This is a genomic window from Undibacterium sp. Di27W, assembly GCF_049340345.1.
Classification (GTDB): Bacteria; Pseudomonadota; Gammaproteobacteria; order Burkholderiales; family Burkholderiaceae_D; genus Undibacterium.
Window position 1 is genome coordinate 219672 of the sequence record NZ_JBMPOS010000003.1, and the last position, 16429, is coordinate 236100.

The 16429-nt window shown below is 53.0% G+C and carries 12 protein-coding genes; 2 read left to right on the forward strand and 10 right to left on the reverse strand.

Annotated elements, in window-relative coordinates:
• Positions 1-152: 152 nt before the first annotated feature.
• Positions 153-3092 carry an excinuclease ABC subunit UvrA gene (uvrA, locus tag ACO0LF_RS08720; RefSeq protein WP_423013722.1) on the reverse strand — a complete coding sequence of 980 codons (2940 nt, stop codon included), beginning with the start codon at positions 3090-3092 and terminating at the stop codon, positions 153-155.
• A 189-nt stretch (positions 3093-3281) separates the two neighbouring features.
• Here uvrA and ACO0LF_RS08725 point away from each other — a divergent pair, with 189 nt between their 5' ends.
• Together ACO0LF_RS08725 and ssb are read left to right on the forward strand one after the other, a co-directional pair.
• A complete protein-coding gene (locus ACO0LF_RS08725; protein WP_423013891.1) occupies positions 3282-4466 on the forward strand; it encodes an MFS transporter in 1185 nt (394 codons plus the stop codon).
• Positions 4467-4501: 35 nt separating this feature from the next.
• Positions 4502-5005, forward strand: coding sequence for a single-stranded DNA-binding protein (gene ssb / locus ACO0LF_RS08730; protein WP_423013723.1), 504 nt, complete (start codon positions 4502-4504; stop codon positions 5003-5005).
• Between the two features lie 537 nt (positions 5006-5542).
• Here ssb and ACO0LF_RS08735 read toward each other — a convergent pair.
• The 9 genes from ACO0LF_RS08735 to ACO0LF_RS08775 form a co-directional block, all read right to left on the reverse strand.
• Positions 5543-7105 carry a GMC oxidoreductase gene (locus ACO0LF_RS08735; protein ID WP_423013724.1) on the reverse strand — a complete coding sequence of 521 codons (1563 nt, stop codon included), beginning with the start codon at positions 7103-7105 and terminating at the stop codon, positions 5543-5545.
• Between the two features lie 14 nt (positions 7106-7119).
• Complete coding sequence (locus ACO0LF_RS08740; RefSeq protein WP_423013725.1) at positions 7120-7974, reverse strand: MIP/aquaporin family protein; 855 nt, start codon at positions 7972-7974, stop codon at positions 7120-7122.
• A gap of 128 nt (positions 7975-8102) precedes the next feature.
• Positions 8103-8885, reverse strand: coding sequence for a glucose 1-dehydrogenase (locus ACO0LF_RS08745; protein ID WP_423013726.1), 783 nt, complete (start codon positions 8883-8885; stop codon positions 8103-8105).
• Entirely contained in the window at positions 8882-10273 is a 1392-nt protein-coding gene (locus ACO0LF_RS08750; protein WP_423013727.1) for a glucoamylase family protein, read from the reverse strand. Before ACO0LF_RS08750 ends, ACO0LF_RS08745 begins: the two co-directional genes overlap by 4 nt.
• Positions 10274-10275: 2 nt before the next feature.
• On the reverse strand, positions 10276-11712 hold the full coding sequence (locus ACO0LF_RS08755; RefSeq protein ID WP_423013728.1) for a GH39 family glycosyl hydrolase: 1437 nt from the start codon (positions 11710-11712) through the stop codon (positions 10276-10278).
• Between the two features lie 344 nt (positions 11713-12056).
• The gene (gene pgm / locus ACO0LF_RS08760) at positions 12057-13721 is read right to left on the reverse strand and encodes a phosphoglucomutase (alpha-D-glucose-1,6-bisphosphate-dependent) (protein WP_423013729.1); all 1665 of its coding nucleotides are present in this window, start codon (positions 13719-13721) and stop codon (positions 12057-12059) included.
• Between the two features lie 50 nt (positions 13722-13771).
• A complete protein-coding gene (locus ACO0LF_RS08765; protein WP_423013730.1) occupies positions 13772-14185 on the reverse strand; it encodes a VOC family protein in 414 nt (137 codons plus the stop codon).
• 30 nt (positions 14186-14215) lie between these two features.
• On the reverse strand, positions 14216-15691 hold the full coding sequence (locus ACO0LF_RS08770; RefSeq protein WP_423013731.1) for a HAMP domain-containing sensor histidine kinase: 1476 nt from the start codon (positions 15689-15691) through the stop codon (positions 14216-14218).
• Positions 15688-16404: a response regulator transcription factor gene (locus tag ACO0LF_RS08775; RefSeq protein WP_423013732.1), complete on the reverse strand. Its 717-nt coding sequence runs from the start codon at positions 16402-16404 to the stop codon at positions 15688-15690. The genes ACO0LF_RS08770 and ACO0LF_RS08775 overlap by 4 nt, the downstream gene beginning before the upstream one ends.
• Between the last annotated feature and the right edge of the window lie 25 nt (positions 16405-16429).

Genomic DNA, 16429 nt, shown 5'->3' on the forward strand with positions numbered 1-16429 from the left:
CTTGCGCCCCTGAAAACCAGTGTCTACTGTATATTTCTTGTGACATTGTCCGCAAATGGACAAGTTCAATTGTTCATTTACGGACACGGCTGGCCAAATAAAAAAGCGCTGTTCCCATTACAGGAACAGCGCTACAAATGCATATCAAAAACTTATTTGGATTTTTTCAATAGCGGCAGTAAATACTTGCCCGTCACACTCTCAGGATTGGCCGCCACTTCTTCCGGCGTACCTGTTGCTATGATCTTGCCGCCACCAGCACCACCTTCAGGACCAAGATCGATGAGCCAGTCAGCCGTCTTGATGACATCCAGATTATGCTCAATGATGACCACGGTATTACCCTGGTCACGCAGCCTGTGTATGACTTTCAGCAGCAGCGCGATATCATGGAAATGCAAGCCTGTAGTAGGTTCATCCAGGATGTACAGGGTGCGGCCAGTATCACGCTTGGATAATTCCAGCGACAGCTTGACGCGCTGCGCTTCACCACCCGACAGGGTAGTGGCACTTTGCCCCAGGCGTATATAACCCAGGCCCACATCCAGCAAGGTTTGCAGTTTGCGCGCGATGATGGGAACAACCTTGAAGAATTCAAATGCGTCTTCTACCGTCATGCCCAGCACTTCATTGATATTCTTGCCCTTGTAATGCACTTCCAGGGTTTCGCGGTTATAACGCTTGCCGTGGCAGACATCGCAAGGCACATACACGTCCGGCAAGAAATGCATCTCCACCTTGATGACGCCATCACCCTGGCAGGCTTCACAACGGCCACCCTTGACGTTGAATGAGAAACGGCCAGCGCTATAGCCACGTTCTTTTGCCGTTGGCACGGTAGCGAATAGGTCACGTATAGGCGTGAACAAGCCAGTGTAAGTGGCAGGGTTGGAACGTGGGGTACGACCTATCGGTGCCTGATCGACAGAAATGACTTTATCAAAATGCTCAAGGCCGCTGACGTGGTCAAAGGTTGCCGGTTCAGTTTGCGAACCATACAAGTGACGCGCTGCGACATGATAGAGCGTGTCATTCACCAGCGTTGATTTGCCTGAACCAGAAACACCGGTCACGCAAGTCAGCAAGCCTACTGGTAATTTCATCGAGACTTTTTTCAGGTTATTGCCACGCGCACCAGCAATCAGCAATTGCTTGGCCGGGTCTGCTTTCGTGCGCTTCTTCGGCACGGCAATTTCCAGCGCACCACTCAGGTATTGCGCAGTCAGCGAACGCGTGTTGCTCATGATGTCTTCCAGCGTACCCTGGGCAATAATTTCACCACCATGTACACCTGCACCTATACCCATATCGACCACAAAGTCGGCGCAGCGTATGGCATCTTCATCATGCTCAACCACCAGCACGCTATTACCAATATCGCGCAAATGTTTGAGCGTATCGATGAGCCTGTCATTGTCGCGCTGATGCAGGCCGATAGATGGTTCATCCAATACATACATGACGCCTGTCAGGCCAGAACCAATTTGCGATGCCAGGCGTATGCGCTGCGCTTCACCACCAGAGAGCGTGTCGGCACTGCGTTCCAGCGACAGATAATCGAGACCGACGTTATTCAGGAAAGTCAGGCGCGCCGTGATTTCCTTGATGATGCGGTCAGCGATATCGCGCTTGGAACCTGTGAGTTTCAAATGTTCGAAGAAATGCAGGGTCTCGCGCAAAGGCATGGCGCTGATATCGTAAATCGCCTTCTCCTGTTTGCCTGTACCGACCTTGACATAACGCGCTTCTATACGCAGGCGCGCGCCATCGCAAGACGGGCATTGCTTTTCATTGATGAACTTGGCCAGCTCTTCCTTGACCGCCATGGAATCAGTTTCGCGATAACGGCGTTGCAGATTCGTGACCACGCCCTCAAAGCTGTGTTCCTTGATGACGGTACGGCCTTTTTCATTGATATAGGTAAACGGTATCTGCTGTTTGCCTGAACCATACAAAATGATTTGCTGTGCCGATTCCGGCAATTGTTCGTAAGGCGTATCGATATCAAATTCATAGTAAGCCGCCAGGTTGGACAGCATCTGGAAGTAGAATTGATTGCGCCTGTCCCAGCCCTTGACCGCACCACTGGCCAGCGACAAATTAGGGAAGGCGACGATACGCTTGGGATCAAAAAATTCTATATGCCCCAGACCATCACATTCAGGGCAGGCACCCATGGGATTATTGAAAGAGAACAGACGCGGTTCCAGCTCCTGCAATGAATAACCGCAAATAGGGCAGGCAAATTTGTTCGAGAATAATTGCTCATGATTGCTATCCATATCCACAATCAGGGCGCGGCCATTCGCCAGGCGCAAGCAAGTCTCAAATGATTCTGCCAGACGCTGCTTGATATCTGTCTTGACCTTGACGCGGTCTATGACCACATCTATCGTATGCTTCTCGGTCTTCTTCAATTTCGGCAGATTATCGACTTCATAAATCTTCGCTTCATGCGTGCCACTCTGTACACGAAAACGTATAAAGCCCTGGGCCTGCATCTGCTCAAACAAGTCCATGTGCTCACCCTTGCGGTTGGCAACCACAGGCGCGAGTATCATCAGTTTGGTATCTTCCGGCATCGCCAGCACGGCATCCACCATTTGCGATACCGATTGTGCAGCCAGCGGGTTTTCAGGATGATCCGGGCAATACGGTGTACCCACGCGGGCATACAGCAGACGCAGGTAATCATGAATTTCGGTGACCGTGCCTACGGTAGAGCGCGGATTATGCGAAGTGGCTTTTTGCTCGATGGAGATGGCCGGTGACAAACCCTCGATCAGGTCCACATCCGGTTTTTCCATCAACTGCAAAAACTGGCGCGCATAGGCTGACAGCGACTCTACATAGCGACGCTGGCCTTCTGCATACAGGGTATCAAACGCCAGCGAAGACTTGCCCGAACCAGACAGGCCAGTGATGACCACCAGCTTATTGCGTGGCAAGTCTATGCTGATATTTTTCAGGTTATGGGTACGTGCGCCGCGTACGCGTATCAATTCACGTTTTTGTGCCAATTGAACATCACTGGCATCAAATTCGATTTCTGCCGGTTTGGGCGCTTTTGCTGCTTTTGTGCGTGTCGTCATAGTCTCTGTGCTGAATTTGGGCCGAATTGGAGGAAGTAGGCGTGCAACCTGATACTATAACGGGTTTTGAAAATTACCGCGGGCTCGTCTTTGCTTTGCGCAAACTAAACTGATCAGACGAGTTTTTTGAATATGACTATTGCAACATCTTCCGACGCATCCGCCCTGAGTGAGCAAGAGCCTGCCGGCATGAGCCGCGAGGAAATCAGCTCCAGCGCCTCTCTCGCTTCCATCTTTGCCTTGCGCATGCTGGGTCTGTTCCTCATCCTGCCGGTATTTGCGATACACGCCAAGACCCTGCCGGATGGTAATAATGCCAGTCTGGTTGGTCTTGCCATGGGCATGTATGGCCTGAGCCAGGCATTTGGGCAAATCCCGTTTGGCATAGCCTCTGACAAGTTTGGCCGCAAGCGCATCATCGTCATCGGCCTGTTGCTATTCGCGATTGGCGCTTTTGTTGCCGCATCTGCAACCACTGTGGTGGGCGTCATCATAGGTCGTGGCATACAGGGTGCAGGCGCGATCTCCGCCGCCATCACCGCCCTGATAGCCGATACCACCAGAGAAGAACACCGTACCAAGGCCATGGCCATGGTAGGTGGTTCCATAGGCCTGACCTTTGCGTTTTCATTGGTGGCCGCACCCTTGTTATATCAAAGCATAGGCATGAGTGGCATCTTTGCCATGACCGGTGTCTTGTCACTGGTGGGTATCGCTGTTGTCTTGTTCATCACACCAGAAGCACCGGCCATACGCCACAAGCCCGTGCCCCTGTCCGTGGTCTTGAAGAATACTGAACTCATGCGCCTCAATTACGGCGTGTTTGCCCTGCACATGACGCAGATGGCCATGTTCGTCGTCGTGCCAGCCGCACTGGTGCAATATGCAGACCTGCCGGTGGCTGCGCACTGGAAAGTCTATCTACCCGTGATGTTTGCCTCTTTCATCGCCATGCTGCCAGCGATTTTCATTGGTGAAAAATTTGGCAAAATGAAACAAGTCTTTGTTGCCGCAATCGCACTCTTGCTGGTGGTTGAGCTTGGTTTGTGGCAATACTTGCAATCCCCAGCCATGCTGGTAGGCTTGCTGTTTGCGTTTTTTATCGCCTTCAATATCCTGGAGGCATGCCAGCCATCCCTGGTGTCACGTATCGCCCCGCCAGCCGCCAAAGGTGCGGCACTGGGTGTGTACAACACCTTGCAGGCCCTAGGCCTGTTCTGCGGCGGTTTGCTGGGGGGATGGATTAAACAGAATATGGCATCGAACTCGGTGTTCATCGTAAGTGCAGTGCTGACAGCGGTCTGGCTTATAATCGCTATCAATATGCCCAACATCCCCAAGCGCAGCAAAACTGTGCCTGCGGTCAAGGCATAAATTAATTTGTATCAGGAAAAAATTAGGAGAAATACATGGCATCAGTGAACAAGGTCATTATCGTCGGCAACCTTGGGAGAGACCCGGAAACCCGTTACATGCCATCAGGCGATGCAATGACCAGCATCACCGTGGCAACCACCGATAGCTGGAAAGACAAATCCAGTGGTGAAAAGAAAGAACAGACAGAATGGCACCGCATCACCTTCTTCGGCAAACTGGCAGAAATCGCCGGTCAATACCTGAAGAAAGGTTCCCAAGTCTACGTTGAAGGCAGCCTGCGCACCCGCAAGTACACCGACAAAGACGGCGTAGAAAAATACGCGACCGACATCAAGGCCGACAGCATGCAAATGCTGGGCAGCCGCCAGGGCATGGGCGGCGGCGCAGGCATGGATGATGGCGGCGGCTACGGCGGTGGCGGCGGTGGAGGTGCACCAGCCCCACGCCAGCAGGCAGCACCACCACAACAACGCCAGGCCCCAGCCTCACGCCCAGCACCGAATTTCTCGGATATGGATGATGATATTCCGTTTTAAGCCCTAAGTTTTTTGTAATGTAAATATCTGTCCCACTTCTCCTATGAGAAGTGGGATTTTTTTGTTTACACTAGAACAAAAAAATTAGTTAATATGCATGCTTATCTAATAAGCATCAATAATGTAAACAAGTGGAATATTTGGGAGATAGTGAGTGTCTTACTGTTGCCACCTATAATCATGCGATTATATTTGCTGCACAATGCTTAGGCCGCTGTGTTCGTTCCGATCCTGTTTGTTACGGGCCGCGCGAATCATATTGCGCTGACAGCTGCTTTTGAATAAGAAGAAGATCGCGCAAGACACTTCACATAAGGCCAATTTACGCGGCTTGGTCTTTTCTTGCCCTTGGCAGCAATTTTTTTGCAAATTGTTCTCGGTTGATATCGCCTGGGTATGCCTTCTCATCCTATAAATCTACTCATAGTCTGTACGTTGGAAAAGTTCTCGAACAGCTTTATAGCGGCATTGAATGAATCCCCTGGTCACTCTGTCGCGTACCTTATTCTTATTACGGACTAGGAGAATTAATGACGATCAACCCAGGCGATTTCGAAGATGGTCCGCAACACGCAGTGCATTGGCAATAATCGTCAATGAAGGGTTGACTGCGCCGCAAGATACAAAGAAACTGGCATCGACGACATACAGGTTATCCACCTCATGCGCCTTGCAATTGACATCCAGTGCTGATGTTGCCGGATCATGGCCAAAGCGTATCGTACCATTCTGATGCGCGGTCCCACCGATAGGAATATCCTGGCCCAGATATAAACTGCGCTCCCATAAATGCGGGTGCAAGTCCATGTGGGTCAGCATTTCCTTCAGCTTGATCTTGAGCCTGTGATGCGCTTCCATGTTATTTGGATTCAGCGACAATACGATGCCGCCGTTTTCATCAAGCGTCACGCGGTTGCCAGGGTCTGGCAAGTCTTCTGAGGTCAGCCAGAAATCGACAGAATGTTCAGCGATTTCTTCGAGCGCAAAATGCGGCTTGAACGGCAGCCAGGCCGGTAATTCGCCTTTGATGGTATCGCCATGTGACTTGCCCAGCATTTGAATATGTCCAAGCGGATAATCCCAGTCAGGTGCACCGGCGTAAAAATCATTGATCGCCAGGGTCTTCTGGAATACCGTTTCATTACGTTTCAGGCTGACTGCCATCAGGGCAGAATTATTATGCCGCATGTAATGACGCCCCACGACGTCTGAGCCATTCGCCAGGCCATTTGGATGTTGCGGTGAAGCAGAGCGCAACAGCAGGGCCGCAGAATTGATTGCGCCACATGACACGACGACGATGTCGGCGCTATACACTTCATCCTTGCCGTCGTGCCGTACATGGACGCTATCGACGATACGTCCGCTGGCATCAGTGCCGAGTTTTTCTGCATAGGCATTGGTCAGCAAGGTGACATTGGGGTATTTTAATGCAGGCTCAACACAGATGATATGCGCATCTGCCTTGGCATCAAGCATGCAGGGGAAGCCGTCGAAAGCACTGCAACGTATGCACTTGCTATGCCTTGTCGGCTGGCCCTGTTCATCCTGGTCCAGCATGATACCGAGTGGCAAAGGAAAGGGATGCAGCCCCTGTGCCTTGAGCGCTTCAGATAACTGTGCGACCCTTGGTTCATGGCTTACCGCAGTATAAGGATATGGCGCAGAAGCTGGTGGCTCTGTCGGGTCCAGACCACGGGTCCCATGTACCTGATACAGTTTTTCTGCGGCACAATAATAAGGTTCCAGATTTGCATAAGAAATCGGCCAGGCTGGTGAGATGCCGCCGTGGTGTTTTATTTCACCGAAATCGGATTCCCGCAACCGGAATAAGGCAGCACCATAGAATTTTGTATTGCCACCCACGAAATAATGAATGCCAGGATGAAATGCCTTGCCATGCTGATCATGCCAGATTTCCTTCGCCTGGTATTTGGCCTTGACGAAAACAGCGTCAGGGTTCCAGTTGTCCTGTTCCCGTTTCAGAAAATCACCGCGCTCTATCAGCAGGATGCGTTTGCCTGTCGGTGCTAGGCTATGGGCCAGCGTGCCCCCGCCAGCGCCGGTACCGATGATGATAATGTCGTAGTGCTTGTCCATATTGAAGATGCTTCCTAAAGGGTATCGCGAAGGAGATTGCAAGAGCGCGCACGGCGCATCAAGCTTGGCACATGGGTGCCCTGTGCAGCAAAACAGCAATCGAAGTGGCAAGAAGATTCAGTATCATGATTGAGTTTGGCGCAGGCGATCAGGTGATGCGGATGACAACGGCGGTAAATCCACGCTGCAATGAACATGCCGCAGGGTGGCGCGATGAAATAAAGCCATCCTGCAGTCCATATGCCGCTGGGGATGGCTGATGCTGCAGTACGCGCAGGATTCATGCTCATCCCTGAATACGGTGACTCAAAGGTCACGAACAGAACGATCAGCATGCCGCATAGCAGACCCGTGTACTTCATCAAACTGGCCTTGTTGCTTGCGTATAAGCTTACGCCCATCAACATTGCCGAAATCAGCACTTCCAGCACAAAGGCGATGGCTACTCCATATTGCCCAGGTGTGGTGACCACGAACGACACAGGTGGCTGGGCAAACGGCGTGCCAACCAGTGCCAGTGTCAGCAGCACCCCGCTTAAGCCACCAAGGAATTGCGCGACGACATACCCTACAGCGTCAGTGCGGCTTATCTTGCCCATGATGGCAAAGCTCAGCGTCAACGCGGGATTGAAATGCGCCCCTGATCGGGCACCCCAGGGAGAATAGATTAATGCCACAGCAGTGCCGCCCATCGCCAGCCCCATCAGAAAGCGCCGCAACAAGGCGGATGTCAACATGAGATGAAGTGGTGATGCAGGTGCTTCCAGCGCAGAGCAGGCGAGCCCGGCCGCTAGCATGAATACGCCAAGGCCACCAGCTTCAATCAGGTATAAAGGCCAATGCTTGCGGATAATATCTGCTGCGTTCATAGTCGGAGACCGGTTAGAACTCATCGAAATCTCATCACATTAGCCAGCATGACTCGACATGCGCGGTTTGTCGTGCGCCCTGCGCTAGTTTGCTGATGATGCGCTGGATTGGGTAGGTGCTTTATAAATTATCCACCATGCGAGAAATCAGGATAGTCAGTCATGCCGCCATCAGCAAATACGGTTGTGCCAGTAACGTATGAGCCACCATCGGATACCAGAAAAGTGACAAGACCGGCAATTTCCTGTACCTGGCCCATGCGGCCCAGAGGAATTTTTTCGGCAAGATCACGCATTTGTTCAGGGTCACTCCATACGCTTTTGTTGATATCAGTCTGTATGGCGCCGGGCGCTACTGCCAACACGCGGATGCCGAAAGGGGCCGCTTCCTGTGCCATGGTCTTGGTCAGCATTGAAAGGGCCGCCTTGCTTGAGGTATAGGCGCTATACCCTGTCCACGCGATGGTTTCATGCACTGAACTGATATTCAGTATGACGCCGCTCTTGCGCGGCACCATGCGTTGCAGTGCCTGCCGGGAGCAATAGAAACTGCCAAACAGATTGACCTCGATGACACGTCGCCATGCAACAGGGTCAATATCCCAGCTCAGCGCACCGTGGCCATCAATACCAGCGCAATTGATGAGTATGTCGGGCGAACCCAGTGTGGTATCAAGTTGCGCAAACATGGCCTGGACGGCGGCCATGTCGGCAATATCAGCCTCCAGTGCAATCGCCTTGCCACCCGCATCTGTAATACCGTTCACTGTTGCATCGGCAGATGCGCGAGTACCGATATAGTTAACGCCCACAGCCGCGCCTGATGCCGCCAGTGAGCGGGCAATCGCCTGGCCTATGCCACCACTGCCGCCTGTGACCAGGGCTACTTTTCCATCAAGCCGTATATTCATATTTTTTCGCCCTCAGATGAGACTGATGGATTTGCCTTTTCTATATTGTTTGAAGCTTGTCCAGTATTTGCAGTGCTTCCATTCTGCACAGATGTTTTTCTCGCGGCGGCGAGCCAGCCACCGTCAAAACCGGCGCTGATCAGGCCTGCTTGAATGTAAGGATTTTCTCGCATCATTTTCCACGGAAAATCATGCAGGTGGTTTTCTATCATGATGACCGTAGGGCCTTCATTGATGCCGAAATGGTAGGGCGACACCCAACCAGCCTTATGTGGTTCTTCTGCCTGGAAAGTGGGTGAGAACGAAGCCTTGAAACCATAAGGATTCACTTCGCGCAGGCGCAGATGCTGGAAGTGGGAAATGCTGGGCAAAACGATTTCTGGCGCAAATGGCAGGCAGGCAGCCACTGCCCATGGTGCCAGCGTGCCATCATCCGGGCCAAAAGGTGCGCCACGTGCGACATAATCAAAGAACACACGTTCAACGCCACGGATTTTCTTGACCAGGTTGCCAGGGCCGTCACTGGCGGTCACCCCCCAGCACAGTGCATTATATTGCTCGAAACCCATAGGATTTTTGATCGCATACTGCTGTTGTATCAACGTTGCACGACGGCTGTTTTCAAAATAATCAGCGTCATGTGTGCGCATGAAATCATCTCGGATATTGCGAAAATCTACCCATAGATGGGACATCTGGTGTATGAAAAGCGGTCCGGCATACAGGTACTCAACATCGTAAATACATTTCCATTCATAACTGGTGGTCCAGGCCGCATAACTTTCCGGTCCGATAGGAAATGTCGGGGAACCCAGTGCCAGCAAATACAGGATCAGTGCCTCGTCGTACCCTTCCCAGTGCCATTGCAGGAAGCCGGTGTCTGGTTTCCAACCATGACAGATCAGTTGCGATCCGGCCAGCATCCATTGCCAGTCAGCTCGTCGATAAAGCATGTCAGCAAGTTCGCGGATTTTCTGCTCGACTGCATTGTCCTGCGTGAAATATTGCGCGGATGTCAGCACGCCGCCCAGCAACAGGCCGGTATCAATGCTGGACAATTCGCAATCCCAGGCGCGATGCCCGGTTTCCATATCGAGGAAGTGATAATAAAAACCTTTATAGCCGGTCGCATTTACACCGGTACCCTGCTCACTTTCAGCAAAAAATTGCAAGGTGGTGAGAGTGCGTTGCGCGGCATGTGCACGCGACATGAAACCGCGTTCCACGCCTATCGTATAGACGGTCAGCGCCATGCCGACCGCGGCGATGCTGGCTGGCCAGTTATCGGCGGTCTTGTCACGTATCAGCCCATTGGCAGGATTGACTTCGTGAATGAAATAATCGAAAGAATCTCTTTGCAGAGAAGTCAGTAAATTGGCATCGTCCATGATCAGGCCGACTCCCACTCAATGGCGAGCAAATTGACGGATTGTGCTGCAACGGTAAACGACATGCTCAAGGTCGCCGCCGTGCAGGTAAATTCGATGTCGCTGGGTTGTGGCTCGGAAACCTGTTTCAGACTGCTGACCTGTTCTGCCGACAGATAACCTGGTTCCCCCCACTGCCGCCACAAAGCAGCGGGATTGGCATTGTCTGCATCAATACGATGAATGTCCACCTTGCGCGCCCGCTGGCCCGGCTGCAGCTGGAGCGTCAGCGTGATCGTTTCTTCTTTGATGTCATGACGTGGCATTGCCTGGTTGATGCACAACACATGCGCATCGCCTATCCACAGCATGACGCTGGGATGCGATTGTGGCACGGGATAATGGTGTTCGCCCAGCTTGGCGACCATGGCCAGCGCCTGATAAATGGGCTTCTTTATGCCATGCAAGGTCATCAGGCCAAAGCCACCATGGAAAGGCTGGCTGGGAAAATAATTTTCTTCAAAAATATCGGAAAATGTCCAGTAGCTATAGGCATCGACCACATCATCAACGCCCATGACAATGCGGGTCGCCAGCGCAGCGGCAAAAGAGCCATCATGCTGTGGGTCACGCGGATTGGACGTGATATTCCATTCCGTGTACAACAAAGGTTTGCCTTCAGCCTGGACTCTTGCGCTCAACGCGTGTTCACGCATGACATCCAGCGGCGCGTGTTCAAGCTGGGTCACCGTATCAGCACCTATCTCGCCAAAGGCATCGGTCGGATAATAATGCGTGCTGATGAAGTCAGCAGGCAAATCACGGGATTTGCAAAATTCCTGGAACTCAGGTATCCACGCATTGCCTGCAGAGGCGGGCCCGCCAACCCGTAAACGGGTATCCACTCCCTTAATCGCCTTGACCGTGGTTTCATACAGGTCAAAATAGGCTTGCTGCCCTCCCGTCCAGAAAGCGGGCAGGTTAGGTTCGTTCCACACTTCGAAATACCATTGTGCGACTTCGTTGATACCGTACCTGTCTACCCAATGGGCGGTCAGACGACGCATGAGTTCACCCCATTCTTCAGGGTGACGTGGTGGCGTGATATTGCCCTTGTAATGAAAAACAATATCGCCGCCCGAGGACAACGTCGACGGCATGAACGACATTTCAACAACCGGCCGCATGCCTATGGAAACAAGAAAATCAAAGATCTGGTCTGCATTGAAAAAAGAATAAACGAATTGATTGCTCTGGCAAATCAGCGTGCCCATATCGTCGTCAAGCAAACCATGGAAGCGGATGTATTGGAAACCAAGATCGTCATGAGCCTGCCGTAGCTGTGCCTGCCAGTCAGCGCGCAGTGCAAGTGTCGCATGGCCACTACCCACGCATATGCGCCACGGATGACGCAGGCTCGTCGTTGTGGCATTTAAATCGCAATGTAGGGTAATAGGCATGATGGATACAAGGCTTATATGGATAACCAATGTAGCACCGAAATTTGATCGCTGACGTGCGCTGGCGTACACAAGAAATATTTTAAACCAGGGGTTTCCGACGGCTTGCATAGAGAAAGAACAGCTTCTCTTCGGACATGTAGATCTCTATGTGGATGAAAGACCTCGCTGCGCAAAGAAAGAAATTAAATAATTGTATGAGAAGCGGCTTTCTTACAGTGAGCCGGATATTCCTGATCAAGAGAGTTATGAGATAGAAACGCAGATGTTGCTACGTCTGGTGAAGGTGAGATGGGCTTTATGGACTTAGCGGGAGGCAAATTAATTTCGCCTCCCTGTCCTGTTTAAGTCAGCGCCAAATCCACAATCCCCTGCGCCTCCGCCACTATCTCATGCAAATGCTGTTCACCCTTGAAACTCTCCGCATAGATCTTGTAGATTTCCTCAGTTCCTGATGGACGGGCAGCGAACCAGCCGTTGTTGGTGATGACTTTCACGCCGCCTATGGCGGTCATGTTGCCGGGGGCAGTGGTGAGTATGTCTGTGATGGTGTCGCCTGCCAGCAATTTGCTGGTGATCTGTTTTGGGGATAACTTGGACAGGGCTTTTTTCTGGGCCGGGGTGGCGGGGGCTTCTACGCGTATGCTGACGGGTTTGCCAAATTCCTGTGTGAGCTGCTCATATAGCTGGCCGGGGTCGCGTCCGGTTTTTGCTTTTATTTCGCCTGCCAGCAGGGCGGCGACTATGCCGTCTTTGTCTGTTGTCCATGCGCTGCCGTCCATGCGTACAAAGCTGGCGCCGGCGCTTTCTTCGCCACCAAAACCCAGGCTGCCATCAAACAGGCCGGGGGCGAACCATTTGAAGCCGACTGGCATATCGTATAGCTTGCGTCCCAGTCGTTTGCTCACATGTTCTATCATGCGGCTGCTGACCACGGTTTTGCCTATGCCGGGCGTGCTACCCCAGGCTGGGCGATGCTGGAACAGGTAGTCAATGGCGACGGCTAGATAGTGGTCTGGCGTCATCAGGCCAGCGCCGGGTGTGACGATGCCATGGCGGTCATGATCGGTGTCGCAGGCAAAGGCAATATCAAAATCTGCTTGTATGTCCAGCAGGCGGCGCATGGCGTAGGGTGATGATGGGTCCATGCGTATCTTGCCGTCCCAGTCCAGCGGCATGAAACGGAAAGTCGGGTCAACGATATCACTGACTACGGTCAGGTCTATCTGATATTTTTCGGCGATGCGGCCCCAGTAATGCACGCCAGCACCACCAAGTGGGTCGACGCCCAGGCGTATGCCAGATTGGCGTATCGCGGCCAGATCAATGATCTGTTCAAGCTCGCTCACGTAGGTGTTCATGAAGTCGTAACGATGCGTCGTGTCCGCATGTAGCGCCCGCTCCAGGAGCATGCGTTGCACGCCCTGCAAATTGGTTGCCATGAGTTCATTGGCGCGCTTGCCTATCCAGTCGGTGCATGCCGTATCTGCCGGGCCGCCATTGATGGCATTGTATTTAAAGCCGCCATTGTCGGGTGGATTGTGAGAGGGTGTAATGACGATGCCATCGGCCAGGCCGGTGTTTTGCTCAATACCATTAACAGTATGGCGACCGCGGTTATACATCAGTATGGCCAGCGATACAGCGGGTGTAGGCGTATATTCGTCCCCGACGGACAGCATGACGTTGACGCCATTGGCGGCAAGCACTTCTATCGCGCTGATGCGTGCCGGTTCCGACAATGCATGGGTATCAATCCCAAGGAACAAGGGGCCACTGATACCCTGCTGCTGGCGATATTCACAAATCGCCTGGGTGATGGCGAGTACATGATGTTCATTGAAGCTGGTCTGGAACGATGAACCGCGATGGCCGGATGTGCCAAATGCCACCCTTTGCGCAGCGACCTGTGCATCAGGGATTTGTTGGTAATAAGCAGCGATGAGCTGGTTCACATCGACCAGCGCAGAGTCTGGTGATAATTGGCCTGCAAGCGTATGGATAGTCATAAAATTCTTTCTGTCAGATTTAGCAAACGCATGGCTATTTATTGCAAGCCCTATGCCTGCGCCACATTCACCATCCACGACACACCAAAGCGATCTGTCACCATACCGGACAATGAGGTCCAGAAAGTTTTTGCCAAAGGCATCTGTACTTGCCCGCCCTCGCTGAGGGCAGCGAATAACTGCCTGGCTTCTGCATCATCCCTGGCTTCAAGATTCAGTGTGACGCCCTTGATGTCAGGCTGGGCCAGGGTTTGTATGCCGTCCGTTGCCATCAGTATGGTGTCGCCGATGCGAAATGATGCATGCATGATCTTGTTCGGGTCGGATGAGACAGTGTGCATTGCCGGGTCGGGGCTGTCTTTCCAGCGCATCAGGGTGATGACTTCTGCACCTAGTGCCTCGACATAAAATTGTATGGCGGCTTCACTATGACCAGCAAAGGCCAGGATGCTGATGATTTGCATGACAATTCTCCCACGTTGATTGTTGATTTCTCAGGTTGTCGCGTTTACTGATGCTGCCAATGGTAATGCAAAGCAGAAGCAGGCACCGCCTCCGGCCTCACTACGCAATTCTATACTGCGATGATGCAGTTGCAAGATGCGGTGTACGATCAGCAGCCCGAGCCCACCCCCATGGCTGCCGCCACTGAGGGCAAAAGGGCGCTTGAAGAGCTGGTCCAGTAAATTCGCCGGGATGCCGGGGCCAGTGTCGCGGATGCAAATGTCCACCGTTGGCGGCTGTTTGTCGATAATGACAGTCACAGTGCCGCCAGCAGGCGTGTGGCGTATGGCATTGTCGATCAGATTGGTCAGCACCCGCTCTATCATACCTAGGTCTGCCATCACCATGGCATTACCGGCCAGCTCTGCTGCCAGCCTGACCTGGCCGGTTTGCGCCTGCAGTTCAAACTTTTCAAACACATCCTGTATCAGATCATTCAGCATGAAGGCTTCCGGTTCAGGTGCGACGCCGCCATGTTCTAGCTTTGCCAGATCAAACAGGGCTTGCGCCAGACGGCCGACCTTGCGGCTCTGGCCCAGTGCAATCGCCAGATAGCGCTGGCGCTCAGCTGCATCCAGCGTCGCATCTCTGGCGGCCAGGGTTTCCAGGTAACCGTGGATGGATGTCAGTGGCGTGCGCAGGTCGTGTGAGATATTTGCCACCACTTCGCGTCTGTCATGATCCATCTGCTTCAATGTATGCCATTGCTCATTGATGCGCGTCGCCATTTGCCCAAAACTGGTTTCCAGTACGGCGATTTCATCGCGCTGGTTGGCAGCCTGTGCTGATGGTGGCGGTACGACGGGCTGTTCAGCCTGGGTATCAAAGCGGCGCATGGTATCGGCCAGCTTGTGCAGGGGGCGAGTGACCCAGCGCAGTGCGGCCCAGCCTGCCACCAGGGTCAGCAAGGCCACCAGCGCCATGGAGAACAGGGTGACACGCAATACCGCATTGATGCCCGCATGCGCAACATAGCGGTCATGCTCTTCGCCTTGCAGTATCACATAGATGTAATGCATCTCGGGTCTGTTGCTGCGTAATGCCGCCGCGCTGAATACTTTGCGCCCAATGGAGCTGCGCGGGTCATCACCGAGTATAGGCAGCATGCGACCATCCAGGAATTTACGTACCGGTGCAAGATCGACCTGCTGGCGCTTCACACGGCCAGGTGGTGCTGCATTGCCGATGATCTTGCCGGTCTCATCAAGCAGATAGACTTCTACACTGGGGTTGACGGTCATTAACTGATCAAACAGGCGGCGTATAGAATCCGGCCCCATGTCTTCTGTACCTGTCAATTGCGCATTGACAGCGATGCTGCCCGCCAGGCCGCGTGACAGGCCTTGCACCACTTCCATCTCGCGCATATCATTGGCGCGTATCTGCAACCACGCAGATACACCGCAACTGGCCAGCAGCAATACAGAAAATACCAGCGACAGGCGCTGGGACAAGGTCAGCTTCACGTCGCCTCTCCCGGCAGTGCATAACGATAACCCTTGCCCCATACCGTCAGTATGCGCTGCGGTTCTGCCGGGTTGCTCTCTATCTTGGCGCGCAGGCGGTTGATGTGAGTATTGACGGTGTGTTCATACCCCTCATGTTCATAACCCCAGACCTTGTTGAGCAAATCCAGGCGTGAATAGACCTGGCCGGGGTGGCGCACAAAAAAATAGAGCAAGTCAAATTCACGCGGTGTCAGGTCCAGCAACTTGCCATCGGCAGTGGCAATGCGTGTCACTGGTGACAGGGCTACGCCATCTACGGCTACATCACCAGCTTCGATGCGGCGGCTTTTGTCCATCGCATCGGCACGCCGCAGCATGGCCTTGACGCGGGCCACCAGCTCCAGCACCGAGAAGGGTTTGGCCAGGTAATCGTCTGCCCCCAGTTCCAGACCCAGGATGCGGTGCACCTCGCTGGAACGGGCGCTGATGATGATAATCGGAACATAGTTTTCCATGGCGCGCGCCTGGCGGCAGATTTCCAGCCCATCGACACCGGGCAGCATGATGTCGAGGATGAGGGCGTCCCAGTTGCCAGCACGCAATTGTGCGAGACCCTGTCTGCCATCAGCGCAATGCGTGACCTGATAACCCTCGTCCTTCATGTGCAGGCGCAGCAGGTCGGCGATGGGCATGTCATCTTCGACGATCAATATATGTTTAGCTGTATCCACATAGTCTCCGGCTGGCTGAATGCCT

Coding starts and splice junctions, on each gene's coding strand:
- uvrA (WP_423013722.1), bottom strand. CDS start 3,092: ATGACGACACGCACAAAAGCAGCAAAAGCGCCCAAACCGGCAGAAATC.
- ACO0LF_RS08725 (WP_423013891.1), top strand. CDS start 3,282: ATGAGCCGCGAGGAAATCAGCTCCAGCGCCTCTCTCGCTTCCATCTTT.
- ssb (WP_423013723.1), top strand. CDS start 4,502: ATGGCATCAGTGAACAAGGTCATTATCGTCGGCAACCTTGGGAGAGAC.
- ACO0LF_RS08735 (WP_423013724.1), bottom strand. CDS start 7,105: ATGGACAAGCACTACGACATTATCATCATCGGTACCGGCGCTGGCGGG.
- ACO0LF_RS08740 (WP_423013725.1), bottom strand. CDS start 7,974: ATGAACGCAGCAGATATTATCCGCAAGCATTGGCCTTTATACCTGATT.
- ACO0LF_RS08745 (WP_423013726.1), bottom strand. CDS start 8,885: ATGAATATACGGCTTGATGGAAAAGTAGCCCTGGTCACAGGCGGCAGT.
- ACO0LF_RS08750 (WP_423013727.1), bottom strand. CDS start 10,273: ATGGACGATGCCAATTTACTGACTTCTCTGCAAAGAGATTCTTTCGAT.
- ACO0LF_RS08755 (WP_423013728.1), bottom strand. CDS start 11,712: ATGCCTATTACCCTACATTGCGATTTAAATGCCACAACGACGAGCCTG.
- pgm (WP_423013729.1), bottom strand. CDS start 13,721: ATGACTATCCATACGCTTGCAGGCCAATTATCACCAGACTCTGCGCTG.
- ACO0LF_RS08765 (WP_423013730.1), bottom strand. CDS start 14,185: ATGCAAATCATCAGCATCCTGGCCTTTGCTGGTCATAGTGAAGCCGCC.